Origin of the sequence: Pseudomonas sp. Irchel s3h14, assembly GCF_900187425.1 — a bacterium.
GTDB lineage: Bacteria > Pseudomonadota > Gammaproteobacteria > Pseudomonadales > Pseudomonadaceae > Aquipseudomonas.
Map to the genome: position 1 here is coordinate 265,822 of NZ_FYDJ01000004.1, position 20,902 is coordinate 286,723.

Annotated in this window: 20 protein-coding genes; 12 read left to right on the top strand and 8 right to left on the bottom strand. The window is 60.1% G+C overall.

The features are described 5' to 3' along the window. Positions 1-64 precede the first annotated feature (64 nt). Both CKW16_RS10410 and CKW16_RS10415 read right to left on the bottom strand, forming a co-directional pair. Positions 65-541, bottom strand: a complete 477-nt coding sequence (locus CKW16_RS10410) for a nuclear transport factor 2 family protein (RefSeq protein ID WP_095128338.1) — start codon at positions 539-541, stop codon at positions 65-67. Between the two features lie 56 nt (positions 542-597). Further along, on the bottom strand, positions 598-1,161 hold the full coding sequence (locus tag CKW16_RS10415) for a TetR/AcrR family transcriptional regulator (protein WP_095128339.1): 564 nt from the start codon (positions 1,159-1,161) through the stop codon (positions 598-600). A gap of 217 nt (positions 1,162-1,378) precedes the next feature. Here CKW16_RS10415 and pssA point away from each other — a divergent pair, with 217 nt between their 5' ends. Next, entirely contained in the window at positions 1,379-2,722 is a 1,344-nt protein-coding gene (gene pssA / locus CKW16_RS10420; protein WP_095128340.1) for a CDP-diacylglycerol--serine O-phosphatidyltransferase, read from the top strand. Positions 2,723-2,858: 136 nt separating this feature from the next. Here the strand turns inward: pssA and efeO (CKW16_RS10425) are convergent, their stop codons facing one another. The 4 genes from efeO (CKW16_RS10425) to efeU are packed head-to-tail and all read right to left on the bottom strand — an operon-like array spanning position 2,859 to position 7,092. Beyond that, on the bottom strand, positions 2,859-3,683 hold the full coding sequence (gene efeO / locus CKW16_RS10425; protein WP_095128341.1) for an iron uptake system protein EfeO: 825 nt from the start codon (positions 3,681-3,683) through the stop codon (positions 2,859-2,861). Between the two features lie 25 nt (positions 3,684-3,708). Then, positions 3,709-5,019 carry an iron uptake transporter deferrochelatase/peroxidase subunit gene (gene efeB / locus CKW16_RS10430; RefSeq protein WP_095128505.1) on the bottom strand — a complete coding sequence of 437 codons (1,311 nt, stop codon included), beginning with the start codon at positions 5,017-5,019 and terminating at the stop codon, positions 3,709-3,711. Positions 5,020-5,035: 16 nt separating this feature from the next. Then, entirely contained in the window at positions 5,036-6,235 is a 1,200-nt protein-coding gene (efeO, locus tag CKW16_RS10435) for an iron uptake system protein EfeO (protein ID WP_095128342.1), read from the bottom strand. Positions 6,236-6,243: 8 nt separating this feature from the next. Then, positions 6,244-7,092, bottom strand: a complete 849-nt coding sequence (gene efeU / locus CKW16_RS10440) for an iron uptake transporter permease EfeU (protein WP_095128343.1) — start codon at positions 7,090-7,092, stop codon at positions 6,244-6,246. Positions 7,093-7,368: 276 nt separating this feature from the next. On the opposite strand from efeU, the gene CKW16_RS10445 reads away from it, so the two are divergent. The 6 genes from CKW16_RS10445 (at position 7,369) to CKW16_RS10470 (ending at position 14,362) form a co-directional block, all read left to right on the top strand. Beyond that, on the top strand, positions 7,369-8,385 hold the full coding sequence (locus CKW16_RS10445; RefSeq protein WP_095128344.1) for an AraC family transcriptional regulator: 1,017 nt from the start codon (positions 7,369-7,371) through the stop codon (positions 8,383-8,385). A gap of 248 nt (positions 8,386-8,633) precedes the next feature. After that, a complete protein-coding gene (locus tag CKW16_RS10450) occupies positions 8,634-10,298 on the top strand; it encodes an AMP-binding protein (RefSeq protein ID WP_095128345.1) in 1,665 nt (554 codons plus the stop codon). 16 nt (positions 10,299-10,314) lie between these two features. Further along, entirely contained in the window at positions 10,315-11,076 is a 762-nt protein-coding gene (locus CKW16_RS10455) for an SDR family NAD(P)-dependent oxidoreductase (RefSeq protein ID WP_033054749.1), read from the top strand. Between the two features lie 12 nt (positions 11,077-11,088). Further along, positions 11,089-12,282: an acetyl-CoA C-acyltransferase gene (locus tag CKW16_RS10460; RefSeq protein WP_095128346.1), complete on the top strand. Its 1,194-nt coding sequence runs from the start codon at positions 11,089-11,091 to the stop codon at positions 12,280-12,282. A 164-nt stretch (positions 12,283-12,446) separates the two neighbouring features. After that, a complete protein-coding gene (locus tag CKW16_RS10465; RefSeq protein WP_095128347.1) occupies positions 12,447-13,574 on the top strand; it encodes an acyl-CoA dehydrogenase in 1,128 nt (375 codons plus the stop codon). 14 nt (positions 13,575-13,588) lie between these two features. Further along, the gene (locus tag CKW16_RS10470) at positions 13,589-14,362 is read left to right on the top strand and encodes an enoyl-CoA hydratase (protein ID WP_052966350.1); all 774 of its coding nucleotides are present in this window, start codon (positions 13,589-13,591) and stop codon (positions 14,360-14,362) included. 61 nt (positions 14,363-14,423) lie between these two features. Here the strand turns inward: CKW16_RS10470 and CKW16_RS10475 are convergent, their stop codons facing one another. Both CKW16_RS10475 and CKW16_RS10480 read right to left on the bottom strand, forming a co-directional pair. Then, complete coding sequence (locus tag CKW16_RS10475) at positions 14,424-15,575, bottom strand: acyl-CoA dehydrogenase family protein (RefSeq protein ID WP_095128348.1); 1,152 nt, start codon at positions 15,573-15,575, stop codon at positions 14,424-14,426. A 3-nt stretch (positions 15,576-15,578) separates the two neighbouring features. Continuing rightward, complete coding sequence (locus CKW16_RS10480) at positions 15,579-16,685, bottom strand: enoyl-CoA hydratase/isomerase family protein (RefSeq protein ID WP_095128349.1); 1,107 nt, start codon at positions 16,683-16,685, stop codon at positions 15,579-15,581. 437 nt (positions 16,686-17,122) lie between these two features. On the opposite strand from CKW16_RS10480, the gene CKW16_RS10485 reads away from it, so the two are divergent. From CKW16_RS10485 to CKW16_RS10505, 5 genes are all read left to right on the top strand, one after another. Then, positions 17,123-17,905 carry a transporter substrate-binding domain-containing protein gene (locus CKW16_RS10485; protein ID WP_046053556.1) on the top strand — a complete coding sequence of 261 codons (783 nt, stop codon included), beginning with the start codon at positions 17,123-17,125 and terminating at the stop codon, positions 17,903-17,905. A gap of 76 nt (positions 17,906-17,981) precedes the next feature. Beyond that, positions 17,982-18,707: an ABC transporter permease gene (locus CKW16_RS10490; protein ID WP_033054762.1), complete on the top strand. Its 726-nt coding sequence runs from the start codon at positions 17,982-17,984 to the stop codon at positions 18,705-18,707. After that, on the top strand, positions 18,704-19,414 hold the full coding sequence (locus CKW16_RS10495; protein WP_095128350.1) for an ABC transporter permease: 711 nt from the start codon (positions 18,704-18,706) through the stop codon (positions 19,412-19,414). Before CKW16_RS10490 ends, CKW16_RS10495 begins: the two co-directional genes overlap by 4 nt. A 56-nt stretch (positions 19,415-19,470) precedes the next feature. Next, on the top strand, positions 19,471-20,232 hold the full coding sequence (locus CKW16_RS10500; protein WP_008155281.1) for an ABC transporter ATP-binding protein: 762 nt from the start codon (positions 19,471-19,473) through the stop codon (positions 20,230-20,232). A gap of 12 nt (positions 20,233-20,244) precedes the next feature. Continuing rightward, positions 20,245-20,724, top strand: coding sequence for an Lrp/AsnC family transcriptional regulator (locus CKW16_RS10505; RefSeq protein WP_095128351.1), 480 nt, complete (start codon positions 20,245-20,247; stop codon positions 20,722-20,724). The last annotated feature ends 178 nt before the right edge of the window (positions 20,725-20,902 follow it).

Sequence of the window (20,902 nt, forward strand, 5' to 3'; positions counted from 1 at the left end):
ATTGATGTCGACTGACACACCGCCTTCGCGAGCAAGCCCGCTCCCACATTGGATCTTGGTGAAGTTACAGGCTCAGGTCGGACAGACCTGGATGGTCGTCAGGACGACGGCCCAGCGGCCAGTGGAACTTGCGGTCGCTTTCCTTGATCGGCATGTCGTTGATGCAGGCAAACCGATTGGCCATCAAACCGTTCTCGTCGAACTCCCAGTTTTCGTTGCCGTAGGAACGGAACCAGTTGCCCGAGTCGTCGTGCCATTCGTAGGCATAACGCACGGCGATGCGGTTGCCGGTAAAGGCCCAAAGTTCTTTGATCAGTCGGTAATCCAGTTCCTTGGCCCATTTGCGCGTCAAGAAACCTTTGGCTTCTTCGCGGTTGTAGGCAAACTCGGCGCGGTTACGCCATTTGGTGTCCAGGGTGTAGGCCAGCGACACGCGTTCCGCGTCGCGGGAGTTCCAGCCGTCTTCGGCCAGGCGTATTTTTTCGATGGCCGATTCACGGGTGAATGGCGGCAATGGCGGACGAACTTCGGCATTAGACATTAATAGTCTCCCTATCAAAGTAAAGTTCTAGCAAGTTGTCGGGCTTGGTTTAAGTGTTACAGGTCCAATAACTTTCGCGCCATGCATTGCGCATTATCGGCGGCATTGTGATCACCCATGACAAGCGCCACGGTAATGGCACCGTCGATCAGGATCAGCAGCTGTTTGGCCAGCGTCTCCGGGTCTGTGGCGCCATGTTCGGTGCAGAGCTCGCACACGTAGTCGAGCAGCTTCTGTTTGTGGTCTTTGGCGACCAGGCGAACCGGGTCTTGCGGGTCGCCGGTTTCGCCGCTGGTATTGATGAATGCGCAGCCACGGAAGCCTTCGGAGGCGAACCAGGCCTTGAGCACGGTAAACAGGTTGAGTAGCCGGTCGGCCGGTGTTTCAGCCTGGTCGACTTCGCTTCTGTACCAATGCATCCAGCGCACATCACGGCGTTGCAGGGCCGCGACGGTGAGCTCCTCCTTGTTGGCGAAGTAGCGGTAAATACTCTTTCTGGAGACGCCGGCGGTTTTCACCAGAAGATCCATCCCGGTGGCCGCGATGCCACTTTTGTAGATCAACTTTTCGGTGACATCCAGAATGATGTCGCGTGTGTCGTTGCTGGTTATTTTGTTCATGTGGCGAACAGTAGAACGATCGTTCTCCTTGGTCAAGAGGATATTTTTGTCGTCTGAAAAATCGCCTTCGCGAGCAAGCCCGCTCCCACATTTGAAATGCGTTCCCTTGTGGGAGCGGGCTTGCTCGCGAAGGGGCCTTTACAGACACTAACAAGACCCAAGCGGATCCATGGTGTAAGCTCTCGGGTTCTTCGGATTCGACCTTTTTGCGAGCCCTATGCCGTCGCTTTTCAAACGCTCTCTGCTGCCCAAACTGCGCAGTTTTCCGCTGACCGCCGATGCCGTCACCATTCTTTCTGGCGCTGCCGAGTTTCGTCGGTGCCTGCTGGAAAAGATCGCCAGCGCCACCCGACGCATCTATATCGTCGCGCTCTATCTGCAACAGGATGAAGCCGGCCAGGAAATTCTCGATGCCTTGCACGCGGCCAAACTGGCGCGTCCGGAACTGGACGTGGTGGTGGTGGTTGACTGGCTGCGCGCCCAGCGTGGCTTGATCGGCGCCGGCAAGCAGCCGGGCAACTCGGCCTGGTATCAGGAAACCACCCGCACTCATGAAAGCGTTGTGCCGGTGTATGGCGTCCCCGTGCAGACCCGAGAGCTGTTCGGTGTGCTGCATTTGAAAGGCTTCGTGATCGATGACAGTGTGATCTACAGCGGCGCGAGTCTGAACAACGTCTATCTGCACAAGTTCGATAAATACCGCTACGACCGTTATCACGTGCTGCAGAACAGCGCCCTGGCCGATTCGATGCAGCACCTGATTCAGCACGGTCTGATCGCCTCCAAAGCCGTGCATCGTCTCGATTTGCCGAACCTGCCGACCACCCGCAGCCTGCGCAACGACATTGGCGACCTGCGCAGCCGCCTCAAGCACGCGGCGTACGACACCACCACAGGCACCACGGAAAAGGGTGGTTTGTCGGTCAGCCCGTTGCTCGGTGTCGGCAAGAACAACCCGTTGAGTCGAGTGATTTGCGAATTGATCGCCAGCGCTCAGCATCAACTGACCATCTGCACGCCGTACTTCAACCTGCCGCTGCCCGTGACCCGTGAAATCAACCGGGCACTGGCGCGGGGCGTGAAGATCGACATCATCGTCGGCGACAAGACGGCCAACGACTTCTACATCCCGCCGAGCGAACCGTTCAAGGTGATTTCGGCACTGCCGTACCTTTACGAGATCAGCCTGCGGCGTTTCGCCAAGCGTCATCATCGCAGCGTCGACAGCGGCCAGCTGAACCTGCATCTGTGGCGTGACGGCGACAACACCTACCACCTCAAGGGCATGTGGATCGATCAGCGCTACACCTTGCTGACCGGCAACAACCTCAACCCGCGAGCGTTCCGACTCGACCTGGAAAACGCCTTGCTGATTGATGATCCGAAAGGCGAACTGCTGGAGCCGCGTCGTAAAGAGCTGGCGGAGATTTTCGAGAACACCCGCCGGATCGAGCGTTATCAGGAACTGGAAACGCTGCTGGAATACCCGGCGGGGGTGGCCAAGTTTCTCAAGCGCGTGAGTCGTGTGCGGATCGAGCGGTTGTTGTACCGGATTCTGTAGCACGGCGGGGCAAATGTGCTGCCCTTCAAAACGCCTTCGCGAGCAAGCCCGCTCCCACATTAGTTTTGTGTCGTTCACAAATCCAATGTGGGAGCGAGGCTTGCTCGCGAAAGGGCCCGTTCAAACACTACAAATCTCAGTTCAACCCCAACTTCCCACGCAACGTCGACAAATCCTCTGCCAGTGTATTCACCGGCCCGACCAGCGCCTTGCGGTCGTTTTCCTTCACCTTGTCATACGTCTCGAAACCACCGTCTTGGGTTTTGTACTTGGCCAGCGTCTTGTTCACCGTCGCGAAGTTCTTGTCGACTTTGGCAATGAAAGCCGCGTCCTGCTTTTCGATCTGCGGACGGAACAAATCGACGATTTTCTTCGCGCCGTCGATGTTGCCCTGGAAGTCATAAAGGTCGGTGTGGCTATAACGATCTTCTTCACCGGAGATCTTGGTCGCAGCGACTTCTTCAAGCAGCGCCGCAGCACCGCCCACCACTTTTTCCGGCGGGAAGGTCAGGCCGGCGACGCGGGCTTGCAGGTCTTTCACGTCTTTGTTCAAGCCATCGGCCAGTTCGCCAAGACCCTGGGTGCTGTTTTCCGAAAACAGCGAGTATTCGATGCGGTGGAAACCGGTGAAGTCGGAGGCGCCCACGCCTTTTTCGTGGTCATCGACACGGGAGTCGATGGACGCGTCCAGGTCACTGAACAATTCGGCAATCGGCTCGATCGACTCGTAGTAGACGCGGGTCGGGGCGTAGAGCTTTTTGGCGGTGGCCAGGTCACCTTTTTTCACGGCATCGGTGAACTGTTGGGTGTGGCTGGCCAGCTCATCGAGCTGTTCCGTCACATAAATCTTGTAGTCCGAAATCGGCCCCACCAACTCCAGCGGTGCCGTCGCCGCGAAAGCCGAAAGCGGGGTGTTGAGCAAGCCAAGGGTCAGCAGTAACGCGAGGGGCGACTTTTTCATGGGCGGTTCCGTGGTGGGGAGTGGGTTATGCGGTGGCTTTTGGTTGAGGAGCTGGTTGCGTGGCGTCAAGCAGCGAACGACCGATGAAATCCTTGTCGCCCGTCACGCCGGGCAGGGTGAAGAAATACCCGCCGCCGACCGGTTTGAGGTATTCCTCGAGCGGCTCGCCGTTGAGTCGGGTTTGCACGGTGATGAAGCCTTTTTGTAGATCCGCCTGATAGCAGATGAACAGCAGACCCATGTCCAGCTGACCGTTCTTGTTCACGCCGTTGGAGTAGTTGAACGGCCGGCGCAGGATCAGGTTGGCCTGGGTCGCGGCGGTGCGAGGGTTGGCCAGGCGGATGTGCGCATCGAGCTTGGTCAGCTTGCCTTCCGGGTCCTTGGCATAGTCCGGGACTTGGGTTTCATGTTCGCCGCCCATCGGCGCGCCGGTGCTCTTGACCCGGCCAAGAATGCTTTCCTGTTCTTGCAGCGGCGTGCGGTCCCAGCGCTCGACGAAGTTGCGGATGATCCGCACCGCTTGATAACTGCCATTGGCCGCCCAGGCCGGTTCGTCACCGCCGGACTGGACCCAGACGATGCTGTCCATGACCTTGGCATCGTTGGAATTCGGGTTGGCTGAGCCGTCACGAAAACCGAGAAAGTTGCGTGCACTTTGCGCTGGTACGCCGGGTTTGACCGGGGCCTGGGGCGGTACGCTGCCTTCCTGTTTCCAGCTCACCAGGAGCAAGTCCGGCAGGTTTTTCACGATGTCGCGCAGGGCGTGGATGTTGGTGTCGGTGGTGTTGGAGCAGAACTGCAAGCTGAGGTCGCCGTGGCAGCAATCGGCTTCCAGCGCATCGTTGGGAAAACCGACCATGCGGATCAGACGCTTGGGTTTGGCGGCGGCCAGGCCGAAGCGTTCATCGAACAGTGACTCGCCCACCGACACGGTGATGGTCAGGTTGTCCGGCGTCACCACCGGGCCGAGAATCCCCGAATCCACCGGCGGCAGTTTTGGATCGACCTGCGTGACCGCACCGCCCTTCATCAGGAAGGCGATGCGCTCGTTGAGGGTGCGAAACAAACGCTCCAGGTCTTCGCGGTCGCTGGCCAAGACATCAAACGACACCAGCATGCCGCAGGCCGGGCGCGGGGTGACGATGCCGGTCTGGTGTTTGCCGTGGAAGGCGTGGCGGTCTTCGGTCTTGTCACTGCTCGGCGCTTCGGTCACTTGCGCCGGGCTGGCGGCTAGGGCCGGGCAACTGAGCGCGGTGCCGGCCAATGCCACTCCGGCGGCGCCCATGCCCATCAATACCCGGCGACGCTGGAGGTTGAATTGCTCTGAATCGTTCATCGGTTTGTTCTTCTGTTTACAGGCCGGAAAGGCCAAGGGCGGGATCGATTCCATCGAGTGCATCGGCCAGAACCTTGGCCTTGTCGGCGATCTGTTTGCGCTGCTCGGCACTGACGCTGTCGTAGCTCGCATAGCCTTCCTTGATCTTGAAACCATTGAGCTCGGCGTCGAGGGCAGTGACTGCGCTGTCGATCTTCGGCAGCAGTTCGGCGGCGGATTTGCTCAGTAACGGACGCAACAGGTCGACGACTTTGCGGGCAGCAAAGATGTTGGCGGCAAAACCGTTCAGGTCGGTGTGGCTGTAGCGTTCTTCTTCACCGCTGCTGGCGCGGACGTCGGCCAAGCTGTTGAGATTGCGCACCAAAAGGCTCACCAGTTGCTCAGGCGGCAGCGACTGGGCCAGCAGTTGTTGTTTGAGCGTGGTGACGTCGGCGATCAGACGCTGGGCGACAGGCATCAGGCCGTCGAGCGTGCGTTGCTGGAACAGTGCGTATTCGATCCGGTGGAAACCGGTGAAGCCCGGATCCTGCTCGCGTTTCTCGAAGTAATCGGCGCGGGCGTTGATCGTGTTGTCCAGCTCGGCCAGACGTTGTGCGGCCGGGGCGATCCGTTGATACGCGGCACGGGCCGGCACATACAAGGCTTGCGCCTTGCTGAGGTCGTCGGCTTCGATGGCGTGTTCAAGGGCGGTGACGGCTTTGATCAGCGCGCTGCTCTGAGTGCTCAGATAAACGCGGAATTCCGACAGTGGGCCAACAAAGGCCACCATCGAAGGTTTTGCCTTGGCCGCCGCGTCTGAAGCGGCCGTCGGGCTGACGTGTAAGGTGCCGCGCGGATTGCTCAGCAGGCCGCACGTGATCGCATAGTCACCGGGCAACAGGTTGGCATTGATCACCTGACTCAGGCCGGGGGCGATGTTTTCCCGCTCTTCGACCACCAGCACACCGTCGAGAATTTCCCATTCAACGGCTCGGTCCGAGCGATTGACGATGCGGAAACTGGCGCGACCGGCGGGGACGCTCAGTGCATTCGGCTCGCAGCTGTGCGGGTGGATAGTCACCAGCACTTCGTCATGGTTGGCCTGACGCTTGGCGGCGGCCATTTTCGAGGCGTAGTAGAACAGGCCACCGGCGGCGATCATCACGATCACCGAACCGGCCACCGCCCAGCGCAAGGCACGGGGAGGGGAGGCCTGAGGAGAGGCTTGATTTGGCATGGGTGCCCTTACTGGCTGGAAACGGAAGATTGCTTGGCGGGTGCCGGAGCGGGAGCGGGAGCCGGGTAAAAAAACATAACCAGCGCCACCATCAGATAAATCAGATACGCCCCGAGGGTGCTGACGGTCGGCGCGTCCTGGTAACCGAACATGCCGGCCAGCACCGCGCCTAGCGGGCCATCCATCGGCAGCGTTGCGCTGAAGTCGAAGAGCACGGTTTGCAGGTGATTCCAAACCCCGGCTTCATGCAGCGCTTGCACCGAGTTGGCGAGGATCCCGGCGGCGACCACCAGAATGAACAACCCGGTCCAGCGGAAGAACGCGCCGAGGTTCAGGCGCATGCTGCCGGTGTAGATCAGGAAACCGACGATGATCGCCAGGATCAGGCCGAGCAGGGCGCCAATCGGTGCTGCCGGGCCTTCGCTCTGCTGGAACACCGCGAGCAGGAAGAACACCGTTTCCAGACCTTCCCGCGCCACGGCGAAAAACACCATGGCGATCAGCGCCGTGACCTGGTGTCTGGAACCGGTCAGCGCCTGATCGAGTGAAGCGTGCAGCGAATGTTTGATAGAACGCGCGACTTTGCGCATCCAGAACACCATGGAACTGAGAATGCCCACGGCGACCAGGCCGACCACTCCTTCAAACAGTTCCTGTTGCTTTTGCGGGAACTCGGCACTGACCAGTTCCAGGCCTCCGCCCACCAGCAGAGCCAGGGCCGCGGCGAGGAAAACGCCAATCCACACCGCTGGCATCCACTGGCCGCGGCCGGTCTGCTTGAGGTAGCTGGCGATGATGCCAACGATCAGCGCGGCTTCAATGCCTTCGCGCAACATGATCAGAAAAGGAACGAGCATTCAGCACCGGGGCGTCATTAGATAGGGTGCTAATTTGTAACATAATGACACTCATTCCCAAATGGCAATCATTGACATTTACCTGAACCTAACCTGAACAAGATCTCTTCCGTTGATCGTTCCCACGCTCCGCGTGGGAATGCAGTCCGGGACGCTCCGCGTCCCAAGAGCGGACGCAGAGCGTCCATTGAGGCATTCCCACGCAGAGCATGGGAACGAGCGCCGTTTCAGCTAATATGCCCACCACTCAAACAAGAACAAGGCTTGCCTCGGTCAATGTCGGAAAAAGACACCATCTCCATTCAACTGGTGCGTGAAGCACTGCTGCAAAGTTGCGCCCCCGGAGCGACCACCGATGAGGTGTTGAACAAGGTCGGCATTGATCCGGCGCTGCTGGAAACCACCACTGCCCGCGTGCCGGCCACCGCTTACGCAAGGCTGTGGCGCTTGTTGGCCCGGCGCCGGGACGATGAATTTTTTGGCATGGACCCGCGCAAACTCAAGTCCGGCAGCCTGGAGTTTCTCTGTCGCTGCTCCATGGTGCAGCCGAGCCTGGCCGCCGGCCTGACTTCGGGTTTGAGCTTTTTGTCGTTGATGCTCGAACACCTGCCCGCGCAGTTGGTTCATCAGCAAAGCCTGGCGGAAATCGTCTTGCTCGAAGACGACCAGGACCCGCGCCGCGCCTTTACCTATTTCACCTATTGGATGATCGTTCACGGTGTCGCCTGCTGGCTGGCGGGGCGGCGGATTCCGATCCTGGCCATCGAATTGCGCTGTCCGGCACCGGACTTCTGCGATGACTACCAGGTGATGTTCTCCGAGAACCTGCGTTTCGACCGGCCGCGCACGCGGATGATTTTCTCCGCCGAGTGCCTGGACTTGCCAATCAAGCGCAGCCCGGAAGAGCTCAAGCGTTTCCTGGCCCATGCGCCGGCCAATATTCTGGTCAAGTACCGTGATCCCGAGAGCCTGGCCAGCCGGATCAAGCACGATTTGCGGCAACTGCCCGCCGAACACTGGCCGGAAACCGAACCTCTGGCGCAACAGCTGTGCATGTCGGCTTCCACCCTGCGTCGACGCTTGGCCGAAGAGGGCCAGACTTACCAAGGGCTCAAGGACAGCGTGCGCAAGGAGCTGGCGATTGTCTGGCTGGCCGAGCCTGCCATCAGCTTCGCAGAGATCGCCACGCGGCTGGGGTTTGCCGATACCAGTTCGTTCTACAAGGCGTTTCGCAAGTGGTCGGGGTCAAATCCCGGGCATTACCGCAGCCTGATCCTTAACGAGGCGAGCTAGACACCGATCGTTCCCACGCTCTGCGTGGGAATGCCTCAACGGACGCTCCGCGTTCGGCTTTTGATGGGACGCAGAGCGTCCCGGGCTGCATTCCCACGCGGAGCGTGGGAACGATCTTTTGCCACCTTGGCCAAACCAGTCACGCAACTTGATAGCTTTGACCATTGTCCCGCGCCCCGCGCAGAGCGAGTATTTCCCTGTTAATCGAGGTTCCCCCAGCCTAATAAAAATACAAAGGGATTCTGGCAATGCGCGATTACTTGTCTGCTACATCACAGTTCAATTATCAGCACACCGTCGACGCCGCACTCGCGGGCGATTTGACTGCCCTCAATGCCTGTGTCGAGTGTTGCGACCGGCATGCCTTGCCGGGGCGCATCGCGCTGTTCTGGGAAGGCCGCGATGGCGCCAGCGCGACCTACACCTTCAGCGACTTGCAGGACAAAGCCGCGCGGTTCGCCAATTTCCTGCTGGCCCAAGGCGTGAAAAAAGGCGACAAGGTTGCCGGTCTCCTGCCACGTAACATTGAATTGCTGATCACTGTCTTCGCCACCTGGCGCATCGGCGCGGTCTACCAGCCGCTGTTCACGGCATTCGGCCCGAAAGCCATCGAACACCGCCTCAGCTCCTCTGGTGCCAAAGTAGTAGTCACCGACGCGGGCAATCGCTCCAAACTCTCTGAAGTCGCCGACTGCCCGACCATCGTCACCGTCGCCGGTCCCAAAGGCCAAGGCATCGTCCGCGGCGATTACAGCTTCTGGGCCGAGCTGGCCAATTATTCTCCTGAGTGCGAACCGGTCCTGCTGACGGGCGAAGACCCGTTCCTGCTGATGTTCACGTCGGGCACCACCGGTCCGTCGAAAGCGCTCTCCGTTCCGCTCAAGGCCATCGTCGCCTTCCAGAGCTACACCCGTGACGCCGTGGACTTGCGCCCCGAAGACGCCTTCTGGAACGTCGCCGATCCGGGCTGGGCCTATGGCATCTATTTCGGTGTCACAGGTCCCATGGCCATGGGGCATCCGATCACCTTTTACGATGGCCCGTTCAGCCTCGAAAGCACCTGCCGGGTGATCAACAAATACGGGATCACCAACCTCACCGGTTCGCCGACGGCCTATCGCCTGTTGATCGCGGGTGGCGACGAGTTCGCCCGCTCGATCAAGGGCAAGCTGCGCATCGTCAGCAGTGCCGGCGAGCCGCTGAACCCGGAAGTGATTCGCTGGTTCGCCGACAACCTCGGCGTGGTCATTCACGACCATTATGGCCAGACCGAACTCGGCATGGTGCTGTGCAATCACCATGGCCTCGAGCATCCGATCCACATGGGCGCCGCCGGTTTCGCCTCGCCGGGCCACCGCATCGTGGTGCTGGATGACGAGTACAAAGAACTCGGCGTCGGTCAGCCGGGCATTCTGGCCATCGATCGCACCCAGTCGCCGATGTGCTGGTTCGCCGGTTACGAAGGCGCACCGACCAAGGCCTTCGTCGGCAACTATTACCTGAGCGGCGACACCGTCGAGTGGAACCCGGACGGCAGCATCAGCTTCGTCGGTCGCAGCGACGACGTGATCACCACCTCCGGCTACCGGGTCGGTCCGTTCGATGTGGAAAGTGCGTTGATCGAACACCCTGCAGTGGTCGAAGCGGCAGTGGTCGGCAAGCCCGATCCGGAGCGCACCGAACTGGTCAAAGCCTTTGTCGTGCTCAGCGCGCAATACCGCGCTGCGCCGGAACTGGCCGAAGAACTGCGCCAACACGTGCGCAAACGACTGGCCGCGCACTCGTACCCCCGTGAAATCGAATTTGTCAGCGAATTGCCGAAAACCCCTAGCGGCAAATTGCAGCGCTTTATCTTGCGCAACCAGGAAATCGCCAAGGCTCAAGAGGCCGCCGCGAAGAACGCTTCAGCTTGAATCCAAGGAAACAATGATGCAGATCGAAAACAAGGTTTTTCTCGTCACCGGCGGTGCATCCGGCCTCGGTGCGGCCACGGCTGAAATGCTGGTCGCGGCGGGCGCCAAAGTCATGCTGGTGGACATGAACGCCGAAGCCGTTGCGGCCCAGGCTGAACGTCTCGGCGCGCAAAGCGTGGTGGCGGATATCAGCAACGAAGCCGCGGCGGAAGCCGCTGTGCAGGCGACGGTCAAAGCCTTCGGCGGCCTGAATGGTCTGGTCAACTGCGCCGGCATCGTGCGCGGTGAGAAGATCCTCGGCAAGAACGGGCCCCACGTGTTGGCCAATTTCAGCCAGGTGATCAACGTCAACCTGATCGGCAGTTTCAACATGCTGCGCCTGGCCGCTGCGGCGATTGCCGAAACCGAAGCGGATGCTGACGGCGAACGCGGCGTGATCATCAACACCGCCTCGGCTGCAGCCTATGACGGCCAGATCGGCCAGGCCGCGTATGCCGCCTCCAAAGGCGCGATCGTCAGCCTGACCTTGCCCGCCGCCCGTGAACTGGCGCGCTTCGGCATCCGCGTGATGACCATCGCCCCGGGCATTTTCGAAACCCCGATGATGGCCGGCATGACCCCGGAAGTCCGCGCCTCCCTGGCGGCTGGCGTGCCGTTTCCGCCGCGTCTTGGCAAACCAGGCGAGTATGCCGGGCTGGTCAGGCATATCATTGAAAACAGCATGCTCAATGGCGAGGTGATCCGTCTCGACGGCGCCTTGCGCATGGCCGCCAAGTAAGGAGGATTTGTCATGACAATTTCCAACGATCCCATTGTTATCGTTAGCGCCGTCCGCACCCCGATGGGCGGTTTCCAGGGCGAATTGAAAAGCCTGACCGCGCCGCAACTCGGTGCTGCGGCGATTCGCGCCGCCGTCGAACGCGCCGGTGTGGCGCCAGACTCGGTTGAAGAAGTGCTGTTCGGTTGCGTCCTGTCCGCCGGCCTCGGCCAGGCGCCGGCGCGCCAAGCCGCATTGGGCGCCGGGCTGGATAAATCGACCCGCTGCACCACCCTGAACAAAATGTGCGGTTCGGGCATGGAAGCGGCCATTCTGGCCCACGACATGCTGGTGGCCGGCAGTGCCGATGTGGTTGTCGCCGGCGGCATGGAAAGCATGTCCAACGCGCCGTATCTGCAGGACCGCGCCCGCAGCGGTTACCGCATGGGTCACGGTCGCGTACTCGACCATATGTTCCTCGACGGCCTGGAAGACGCCTACGACAAGGGCCGCTTGATGGGCACCTACGCCGAGGATTGTGCCGAAACCAACGGTTTCACCCGTGAAGCTCAGGACGCCTTTGCCATCGCCTCGACCACCCGCGCGCAGCAGGCGATCAAGGACGGCAGCTTCAAAGACGAGATCGTGCCGCTCACCGTGACCGTCGGTAAAGAACAGGTGCTGATCAGCAACGACGAACAGCCACCGAAAGCCAAACTGGACAAGATCGCCTCCTTGAAACCGGCGTTCCGCGAAGGCGGCACGGTGACGGCGGCGAACTCCAGCTCGATCTCCGATGGCGCCGCGGCACTGGTGTTGATGCGCCGTTCCGAAGCTGAAAAGCGCGGCCTGAAACCGCTGGCAGTGATTCACGGCCACGCCGCGTTTGCCGACACCCCGGGCCTGTTCCCGGTGGCACCGGTGGGCGCGATCGAGAAGCTGATGAAGAAAACCGGCTGGTCTCTGGACGAAGTCGATCTGGTCGAAGTCAACGAAGCCTTCGCCGTGGTCAGTCTGGTGACGATGACCAAGCTGGAAATCCCCCACGAGAAGATCAACGTTCACGGCGGCGCTTGCGCCCTCGGCCACCCGATCGGTGCGTCTGGCGCGCGGATCCTCGTGACCTTGCTTTCGGCCCTGCGCCAGAAAGGCCTGAAACGCGGCGTTGCAGCGATCTGCATCGGCGGCGGCGAAGCTACGGCCATGGCCGTTGAATGCCTGTATTAAGGGCTGACGCAAATCCCTGTGGGAGCGGGCTTGCTCGCGAAGAGGCCGTGTCAGTCGACATCAAGGTTGAATGACACACCGCTTTCGCGAGCAAGCCCGCTCCCACAGGTCCAGCATTTCAACCAGGCATTTTGTGCGAAAGGCTCAATTTTTAAGGATTTGGCATGATTCCCAATGACGAACAACTTCAGATCAGCGAAGCGGCCCGGCAGTTTGCCCAGGAACGGCTGAAACCGTTCGCCGCCGAGTGGGACCGCGAGCATCGCTTCCCCAGGGAGGCCATCGGCGAGATGGCGGAGCTGGGCTTCTTCGGCATGTTGGTGCCGGAAGAGTGGGGCGGTTGCGACACCGGTTACCTGGCCTACGCCATGGCCCTGGAAGAAATCGCGGCCGGCGACGGCGCCTGCTCGACCATCATGAGCGTGCACAACTCGGTGGGTTGCGTACCGATCCTCAAGTACGGCAACGATGACCAGAAAGAACGCTTCCTCAAACCGTTGGCCAGCGGCTCGATGCTGGGGGCTTTTGCCCTCACCGAACCGCAGGCCGGCTCCGACGCCAGCGGCCTGAAAACCCGTGCCCGTCTGGAAGGCGATCACTACGTGTTGAACGGCTGCAAACAGTTCATCACATCCGGGCAGAACGCCGGGGTGGTGATCGTGTTCGCCGTGACCGACCCAAGTGCCGGCAAGCGTGGCATCACGGCGCTGATCGTGCCGACCGATTCGCCAGGCTACAAAGTTGCACGGGTCGAAGACAAGCTCGGCCAGCACGCGTCCGACACCTGCCAGATCCTGTTCGAAGACGTGAAGGTGCCAGTCGCCAACCGCTTGGGCGAGGAGGGCGAAGGCTACCGAATCGCCCTGGCCAACCTCGAAGGCGGCCGTGTCGGCATCGCTTCGCAATCGGTGGGCATGGCCCGCGCTGCGTTCGAAGCAGCCCGCGACTATGCCCGCGAGCGAGAAAGCTTTGGCAAACCGATCATCGAGCATCAAGCGGTAGCGTTCCGTTTGGCGGATATGGCAACCCAAATCGCCGTCGCCCGGCAGATGGTGCATTACGCGGCGGCGCTGCGTGACAGCGGTAAACCAGCCTTGGTCGAAGCGTCCATGGCCAAGCTGTTCGCCTCTGAAATGGCTGAGAAGGTGTGCTCCGCAGCCTTGCAAACCCTCGGCGGTTACGGTTACTTGAACGATTTTCCGCTGGAGCGGATCTACCGCGACGTGCGGGTCTGCCAGATCTACGAAGGCACCAGCGATATTCAGCGCATGGTTATTTCGCGCAATCTTTGAGAAGGAAGCTACTTGTGAACTACGAAACGATTTTGTTGGAAACCCATGGTCGCGTTGGCCTGATTACCCTGAACCGTCCGCAAGCGCTGAATGCGTTGAACGCGCAAATTGTCAGCGAGCTGAACCACGCCCTCGATGGCCTGGAAGCCGATTCGAACATCGGTTGCATCGTGCTGACGGGCTCGAAAAAAGCCTTCGCGGCCGGCGCCGACATCAAGGAAATGGCCGAGCTGACCTATCCGCAGATCTACCTTGACGACCTGTTCAGCGACAGCGATCGCGTGGCTAACCGCCGCAAGCCGATCATTGCCGCCGTCAACGGTTTCGCCTTGGGCGGTGGTTGTGAGCTGGCGCTGATGTGCGACTTCATCCTGGCCGGCGACAATGCCAAGTTCGGTCAGCCGGAAATCAACCTCGGCGTACTGCCGGGCATGGGCGGCACTCAGCGCCTGACCCGCGCCGTGGGCAAGGCCAAGGCCATGGAGATGTGCCTCAGCGGCCGTTTGATCGATGCGGTGGAAGCGGAGCGTTGCGGGATTGTGGCGCGGATTGTTCCGGCCGATGAGTTGCTGGAAGAAGCGTTGAAAGTCGCGGCGCTGATTGCCAAGAAGTCGTTGCCTATTGCAATGATGATCAAGGAAAGCGTCAATCGCGCGTTTGAAGTGAGCCTGTCGGAAGGTGTGCGCTTTGAGCGTCGGGTGTTCCATGCGGCGTTTGCGACGCAGGATCAGAAGGAAGGGATGGCGGCGTTTATTGCCAAGCGTGAAGCGGAGTTCGTCGGTAAGTAACCCCCCACACACTGATCGTTCCCACGCTCTGCGTGGGAACGATCATGTCTGCGGCGACTCTCTAGACCAGGTAGTGCTTCAGCTCCCGGGCAATCACCATCCGCTGTATCTCGCTCGACCCTTCATAAATCTGCGTAATCCGCGCATCCCGGTAGTAACGCTCCACCGGGTAATCCTCCAGATACCCATACCCGCCATGAATCTGCATCGCCGATGAACACACTTTCTCGGCCATCTCGGATGCAAACAGCTTCGCCTGTGAAGCCTCCGACAGACACGGCTTGCCGGCACTGCGCAACCGCGCGGCATGCAGGATCAACAGTCGTGCAGCATTCAACCGGGTGTGCATGTCGGCCAGCATGTTGGCGATGCTCTGGTGCTCGATGATCGGCTTGTTGAACTGCACCCGATCCCGCGAGTAGGCCAGCGCCGCTTCAAACGCCGCGCGGGCAATGCCCAGCGCCTGCGCGGCGATGCCGATGCGGCCGCCTTCGAGGTTCGACAGGGCAATCGCCAGTCCTTTGCCGCGTTCACCCAACAGGTTGGCCTCGGGAATCGTGCAGTTGCTCAGGGTCACCGCGCAGGTATCGGACGCGCGAATACCCATCTTGTGTTCGGAGCGATCAACGATGAAACCCGCGGTATCGGTCGGCACCAGGAACGCCGAGATGCCGCGCTTGCCCAAGTCCGGATCGGTCACCGCGAACACAATGGCCAGTTTCGCCCGTTTGCCGTTGCTGACGAATTGCTTGGCGCCGTTGATCACCCACTGGCCGTCGCGCAGTTCGGCGCGGGTGCGCAGGTTGTGGGCTTCGGAACCGGCCTGGGGTTCGGTCAGGCAGAAGCAGCCGATGGCCTGACCGCTGGCGAGATCCGGCAGCCAGGTCTGTTTCTGTTCTTCAGTTCCGTAGTTGAGGACCGGACCGCAACCTACGGAGTTGTGAATGCTCATTAGCGCGCCAGTGGCGCCGTCGCCGGCCGAAATTTCTTCCACGGCCAAGGCGTAGGCGACGTAGTCGACATAGGTGCCGCCCCATTCCTCGGGCACCACCATGCCCAGCAGACCCAGTTCGCCCATCTTCGCCACCAGACCGTCATCGATCCAGCCGGCCTTTTCCCAGGCTTGTGCGTGGGGCGCGATTTCGCCGCGGGCAAAGTCCCGGGCCATGTCGCGGATCATGACTTGCTCTTCGCTCAATTCGATATCGTGCATGGCTCAGCTCCCGCTTTGGTCAAAACCCGTGAAGAAACTCGCGACGTGCTCGGCGTCCAGCGCCTGCAAGGTCGGCGGGTTCCAGCGCGGTTTCTTGTCTTTGTCGATCAGCAAGGCGCGCACGCCTTCGATCAGGTCGCCACGCTCGAACCATTGCCGGTCCAGGTGCAGCTCAAGGGCGAAGCAGTCTTCCAGACTCAAGTGCCGACCACGACGAAGCATTTCCAGGGTCACACCCATGGCCAGCGGTGAACGGCTTTCCAGCAGGTCGGCGGTGGTCGTGGCCCACTCGTGGCTGTCGGCGACCGTTACTTCACGCAGTTGCTCAACAATACTCGGCACATCGGGCAGGGCGAAGAAGTGATCGATGGCCGGGCGCAACGCGCTCAATGGCGCGTCGGGCAGCTGTTGCACGGCGAGTTTCGTCAGCAGACCTTGAAGGTCCTTCAACGGTGTTTCGTGCCATTCGAGTTGATCGAGTTGCTCGTCCAGGGTGCCCAGCCTGTCGCTTTCCAGGTACCAGTCGGCCAGGCCGCAATAGAGCGCATCGGCTGCACGGATCTGCACGCCGCTGACACCGAGGTAAATCCCCAGTTCACCGGGAACGCGCGGCAGGAAATGGCTGCCACCGACATCCGGGAAATAACCGATCGCCACTTCCGGCATCGCCAGACGGCTTTTCTCGGTGACCACCCGCAGGTCGGCGCCTTGAACCAGGCCCATACCGCCGCCCAGGACAAAGCCGTCCATCAAGGCGAGCACCGGTTTGCGGTAGTGGTGAATCGCGAGGTCGAGGGCGTATTCCTCGACGAAGAAATCTTCGTGAAGCGTGTCGCCGTTTTTGAAGCTGTCATACAGCGAGCGAATATCGCCGCCGGCACAGAACGCCTTCTCGCCAGCACCGCGCAACACCACTGCGTGTACATGCGGGTCCAGTGCCCAGGCGTCGAGCTGACGCTGCAGGTTGCGCACCATGTCCAGGGTGATGGCGTTAAGGCCGGCGGGGCGATTGAGGGTCAGGTGACCGATGTGATTGCGAACCTCGGCCAGCACTTCGTTTTGCGTGGCATCCATGGACGAAGTCCCCGGAGAAGAAACCTGAGCAGTCATCACTAACTCCCTGCTTTTATTGTTCTTTATAGAGAAGCTCGCGCGCGAGCGATGCTGGATCGTATCAGTGCAAATTTGTGATGTACAACCGGCATATGTGCAGGGTTTGTTTGCGTTTTTGCCTTAAAGCAGCTCCAGCGGATAGCCGACGACAGAATCGGCTGTGAAAGCCCCTCGTTCAGCGCAGTTGAGCTGTCTGGACGGGGACTTTCGACACCTGCATCGGCCTGGTAATTGGCATTCTGACGGTCCATTTCAAGCGCTTGCGACGATGCGCCTGGAACGGACTGCACTCCGACGACTGGCTCGGGCCGGTCGAAAACAACAACAAATACGGCTGCGGTAAATACCGCATCGACTCTCTGCCCCTGTCAAAAAGTGTGGTTAGGCGCAGGCGCCAGACCGCGATAAATCCAAATAATCCGGGACTCAAGAAGATGATCAACATCAAATGGCTGACTTTGCCGGCAATCGCGTTGCTGTGCTGCACCACCGGCGCCAGTGCCAAGGAATGGAAAGAGCTGCGATTCGGCGTCAACCCGAGCTACCCGCCTTTTGAGTCCACCACCGCCGACGGCGGCGTGCAGGGCTTTGGCGTGGATTTGGGCAACGCGATCTGCGCCGAATTGAAGTTGAAATGCGTGTGGGTCAGCAATGACTTCGACGGGCTGATTCCGGCGCTCAAGGCGGGCAAGTTCGATGCCATCGAATCGTCGATGACGGTGACCGATGCGCGCAAAAAACAGATCGACTTCACCGATCGCCTGTATGCCGGGCCGACCGCCATCGTCACTCGCAAGGATTCCGGGCTGTTGCCCACCGCCGAGTCGCTGCAGGGCAAGACCATCGGTTACATGCAGGGCACGATTCAGGAAACCTACGCCAAGGCCAAACTGGCACCCGGCGGCGTGAAACTGCGGGCCTATCAGAATCAGGATCAGGTCTACGCCGACCTGGTATTTGGCCGTCTCGACGCCTCGATCCAGGACAAGATGCAGGCGCAAATGAGCTTTTTGACTTCACCTCAAGGCGCTGATTTCAAGAACAGTGAAGGCATCAGCGACCCGTTGGTCCCATCCGACATCGCCATCGGCGTGCGCAAGGACAACGAAGAACTCAAAGGCATGCTCAATGCCGCCATCAAGGCCCTGCATGACAAGGGTATCTACGCGCAGATCCAGCAGAAACACTTCGGCGATCTGGACCTCTACAACTACTGATCCTCGCGCCCCGAAGGCTGCGTCCTGGTAACAGGCGCAGCGCTTGCGCGCGGGCGCCTCAAGACAGGTGACTGACGTGAACTCCTTCCTGAATCTGATCGGGGTCGATCTCTCGGCCCTGCAAGGCTATGGCCCTTTGTTGCTGCACGGCACCTGGGTCACGCTGAAATTGTCAGCGCTCTCGCTGCTGGTGAGCATGGCGCTGGGCCTGCTCGGCGCGGCGGCGAAACTGTCGCCGCTGAAGCTGTTGAACCTGCCGGCGACCTTCTACACGACGCTGATTCGCGGTGTGCCGGACCTGGTGCTGATGCTGCTGATTTTCTACAGCCTGCAAGGCTGGCTGAGCAGCCTGACCGAGGCCATGGACTGGCCCTACATGGAAATCGACCCGTTCGTGGCCGGCGTCATCACCCTCGGTTTTATCTACGGCGCGTATTTCACCGAGACCTTTCGCGGGGCGATTCTGAGTGTGCCGCGCGGCCAACAGGAAGCCGCCGCGTGCTTTGGTCTGAACCGCTGGCAGCGATTTCGCTTTGTGGTGTTCCCGCAAATGATGCGTTTCGCCTTGCCGAGCCTGGGCAATAACTGGTTGGTACTGCTCAAGGCCACGGCGCTGGTGTCGATTATCGGTTTGTCGGACCTGGTCAAGGTTGCGCAGGAAGCCGGCAAAAGCACCTTCAACATGCTCGATTTCCTGCTGCTGGCAGCGGCGCTTTATTTGCTGATCACCAGCGCTTCCAACTACGTTTTGCGCGTGCTGGAACGGCGCTATAACCAGGGTGTGCGGGGGATGGCACGATGATCGAGTTGATTGCCGAATACTGGAAACCCTTTCTGTTCAGCGATGGCTACAGCCTCACCGGGTTGGCGATGACCTTGTGGCTGCTGGTGGCGAGCATTGTGATGGGGTTCTTCCTGTCGTTGCCGTTGGCGATCATGCGCACCTCGCGCTGGGGCCTGCTGCGTTGGCCGGTTCAGCTGTTCACCTATGTGTTTCGCGGTACGCCGCTGTATATCCAGTTGCTGATTTGCTACAGCGGGATCTACGGCATCGCCGTGGTGCGCTCGCAACCGCTGCTTGAAGCATTTTTCCGCGATGCGATGAATTGCACCTTGCTCGCGTTCACGCTCAACACTTGCGCCTACACCGTGGAAATCTTCGCCGGGGCGATTCGCAGCATTCCCTACGGTGAAATAGAGGCCGCCCATGCGTATGGCTTGAGTGGTTGGCGCCTGTACCTGCGGCTGATTCTGCCTTCGGCATTGCGCCGGGCACTGCCGTATTACAGCAACGAAGTGATCCTGATGTTGCACGCGACTTCAGTGGCGTTCACCGCCACCATTCCGGACATCCTCAAAGTCGCTCGGGACGCCAATGCCGCGACCTTCATGACTTTCCAGGCTTTCGGCATTGCCGGCCTGCTGTACCTCGCGCTGTCGTTCGGCCTGGTCGGCGCCTTCCGGTTGGCGGAGAAGCGCTGGCTGAGTTTTCTCGGTCCGACTCACTGAATCCCATTTTCTATCCAGAGCGGTGCCGCCAGGCGCGCCGCTCCAGGAGTGCTGACATGTACAAACTCACGGTTGAAAATCTGTATAAACGTTTTGGTGACAACGAAGTGCTCAAGGGCGTCTCGTTGAATGCACGGGCAGGCGATGTGGTCAGCATGATCGGCGCCAGCGGTTCGGGTAAAAGCACGATGCTGCGCTGCATCAATTTTCTGGAGCGCGCGGACGAAGGCGCCATTGAACTGGACGGCGAGCGCGTCATCACGCGCCCAGGTGCCGGTGGCATGCGCGTCGCTCATCCGGCGCAATTGCAGCGTTTGCGCACGCGCCTGGCGATGGTGTTCCAGCATTTCAATTTGTGGAGCCATCTGACGGTGCTGGAGAACATCGTGCTCGCGCCGTGTCGGGTACTGGGGATCAGCCGCAAGGCCGCCGAAGAAAGTGCGCGGGCCTATCTGGACAAGGTCGGTCTGCCGCAACGAGTGGCCGATCAATACCCGGCGTTTCTGTCCGGAGGGCAGCAACAACGGGTGGCAATCGCGCGTGCCCTGGCAGTAGAGCCGGAGATTCTGTTGTTCGACGAGCCGACTTCGGCACTCGATCCGGAATTGGTGGGTGAGGTATTGAAGGTAATTCAGGCACTGGCCGAAGAAGGCCGTACCATGTTGATGGTGACCCACGAAATGGGGTTTGCCCGGCAGGTTTCCAGCCAGGTGTTGTTCTTGCATCAGGGCAAGGTCGAGGAGCAGGGTGACGCTACGATCCTCGACCAGCCAAAAAGTGAACGTTTGCAGCAATTTCTATCGGGTCGTTTGAAGTGAGGCAAGACGTACATGGCGGATATCCGCGATCTGTCGATCGTGCTTGATCGTATCGATCAGGCAATCATCGAAGTGCTGCGCCACGAAGGGCGCATCACTTATCAAAAGCTTTCCGAGCGTGTGCACCTCACGCCCAGGCCGTGCCTGGAACGGGTGCGCAAACTCGAACAGCTCGGGGTCATTCGTGGGTATGGCGCGATTCTCGATGAAAAGAAACTGACGCCAGGCTTGTCGTTGCTGGTGCTGGTTGCGTTGTCGAACCAGAGTGGGCGGGCGGCGCAAAAGGCGTTCGAAGCCAAGGTCCGCGCCTGCCCGCAGGTGCTGGAATGTCAGTTGATCAGCGGTGCGTTCGACTACAGCTTGCGCATGCGTTGCCGGGACATGGAGCATTATCGGGTGCTGACCGAAGTCTGGTTCGATGATCCGGATTTGCACATCGACAAGTTGGTCAGCCATCCGGAATTGGCGATGGTCAAGACCACGATGGAATAGGCTTCGAACGCTGTACAACCTGTGGGAGCGGGCTTGCTCGCGAAAGCGGTGTGTCATCCAGCATCAATGTTGACTGACACGACGCCTTCGCGAGCAAGCCCGCTCCCACATTGGATTTGTGGTGTTCGCCGAATCGGCTGAGCGATTCAGAATCTTCAGCCGTTTCCATCACAACCAC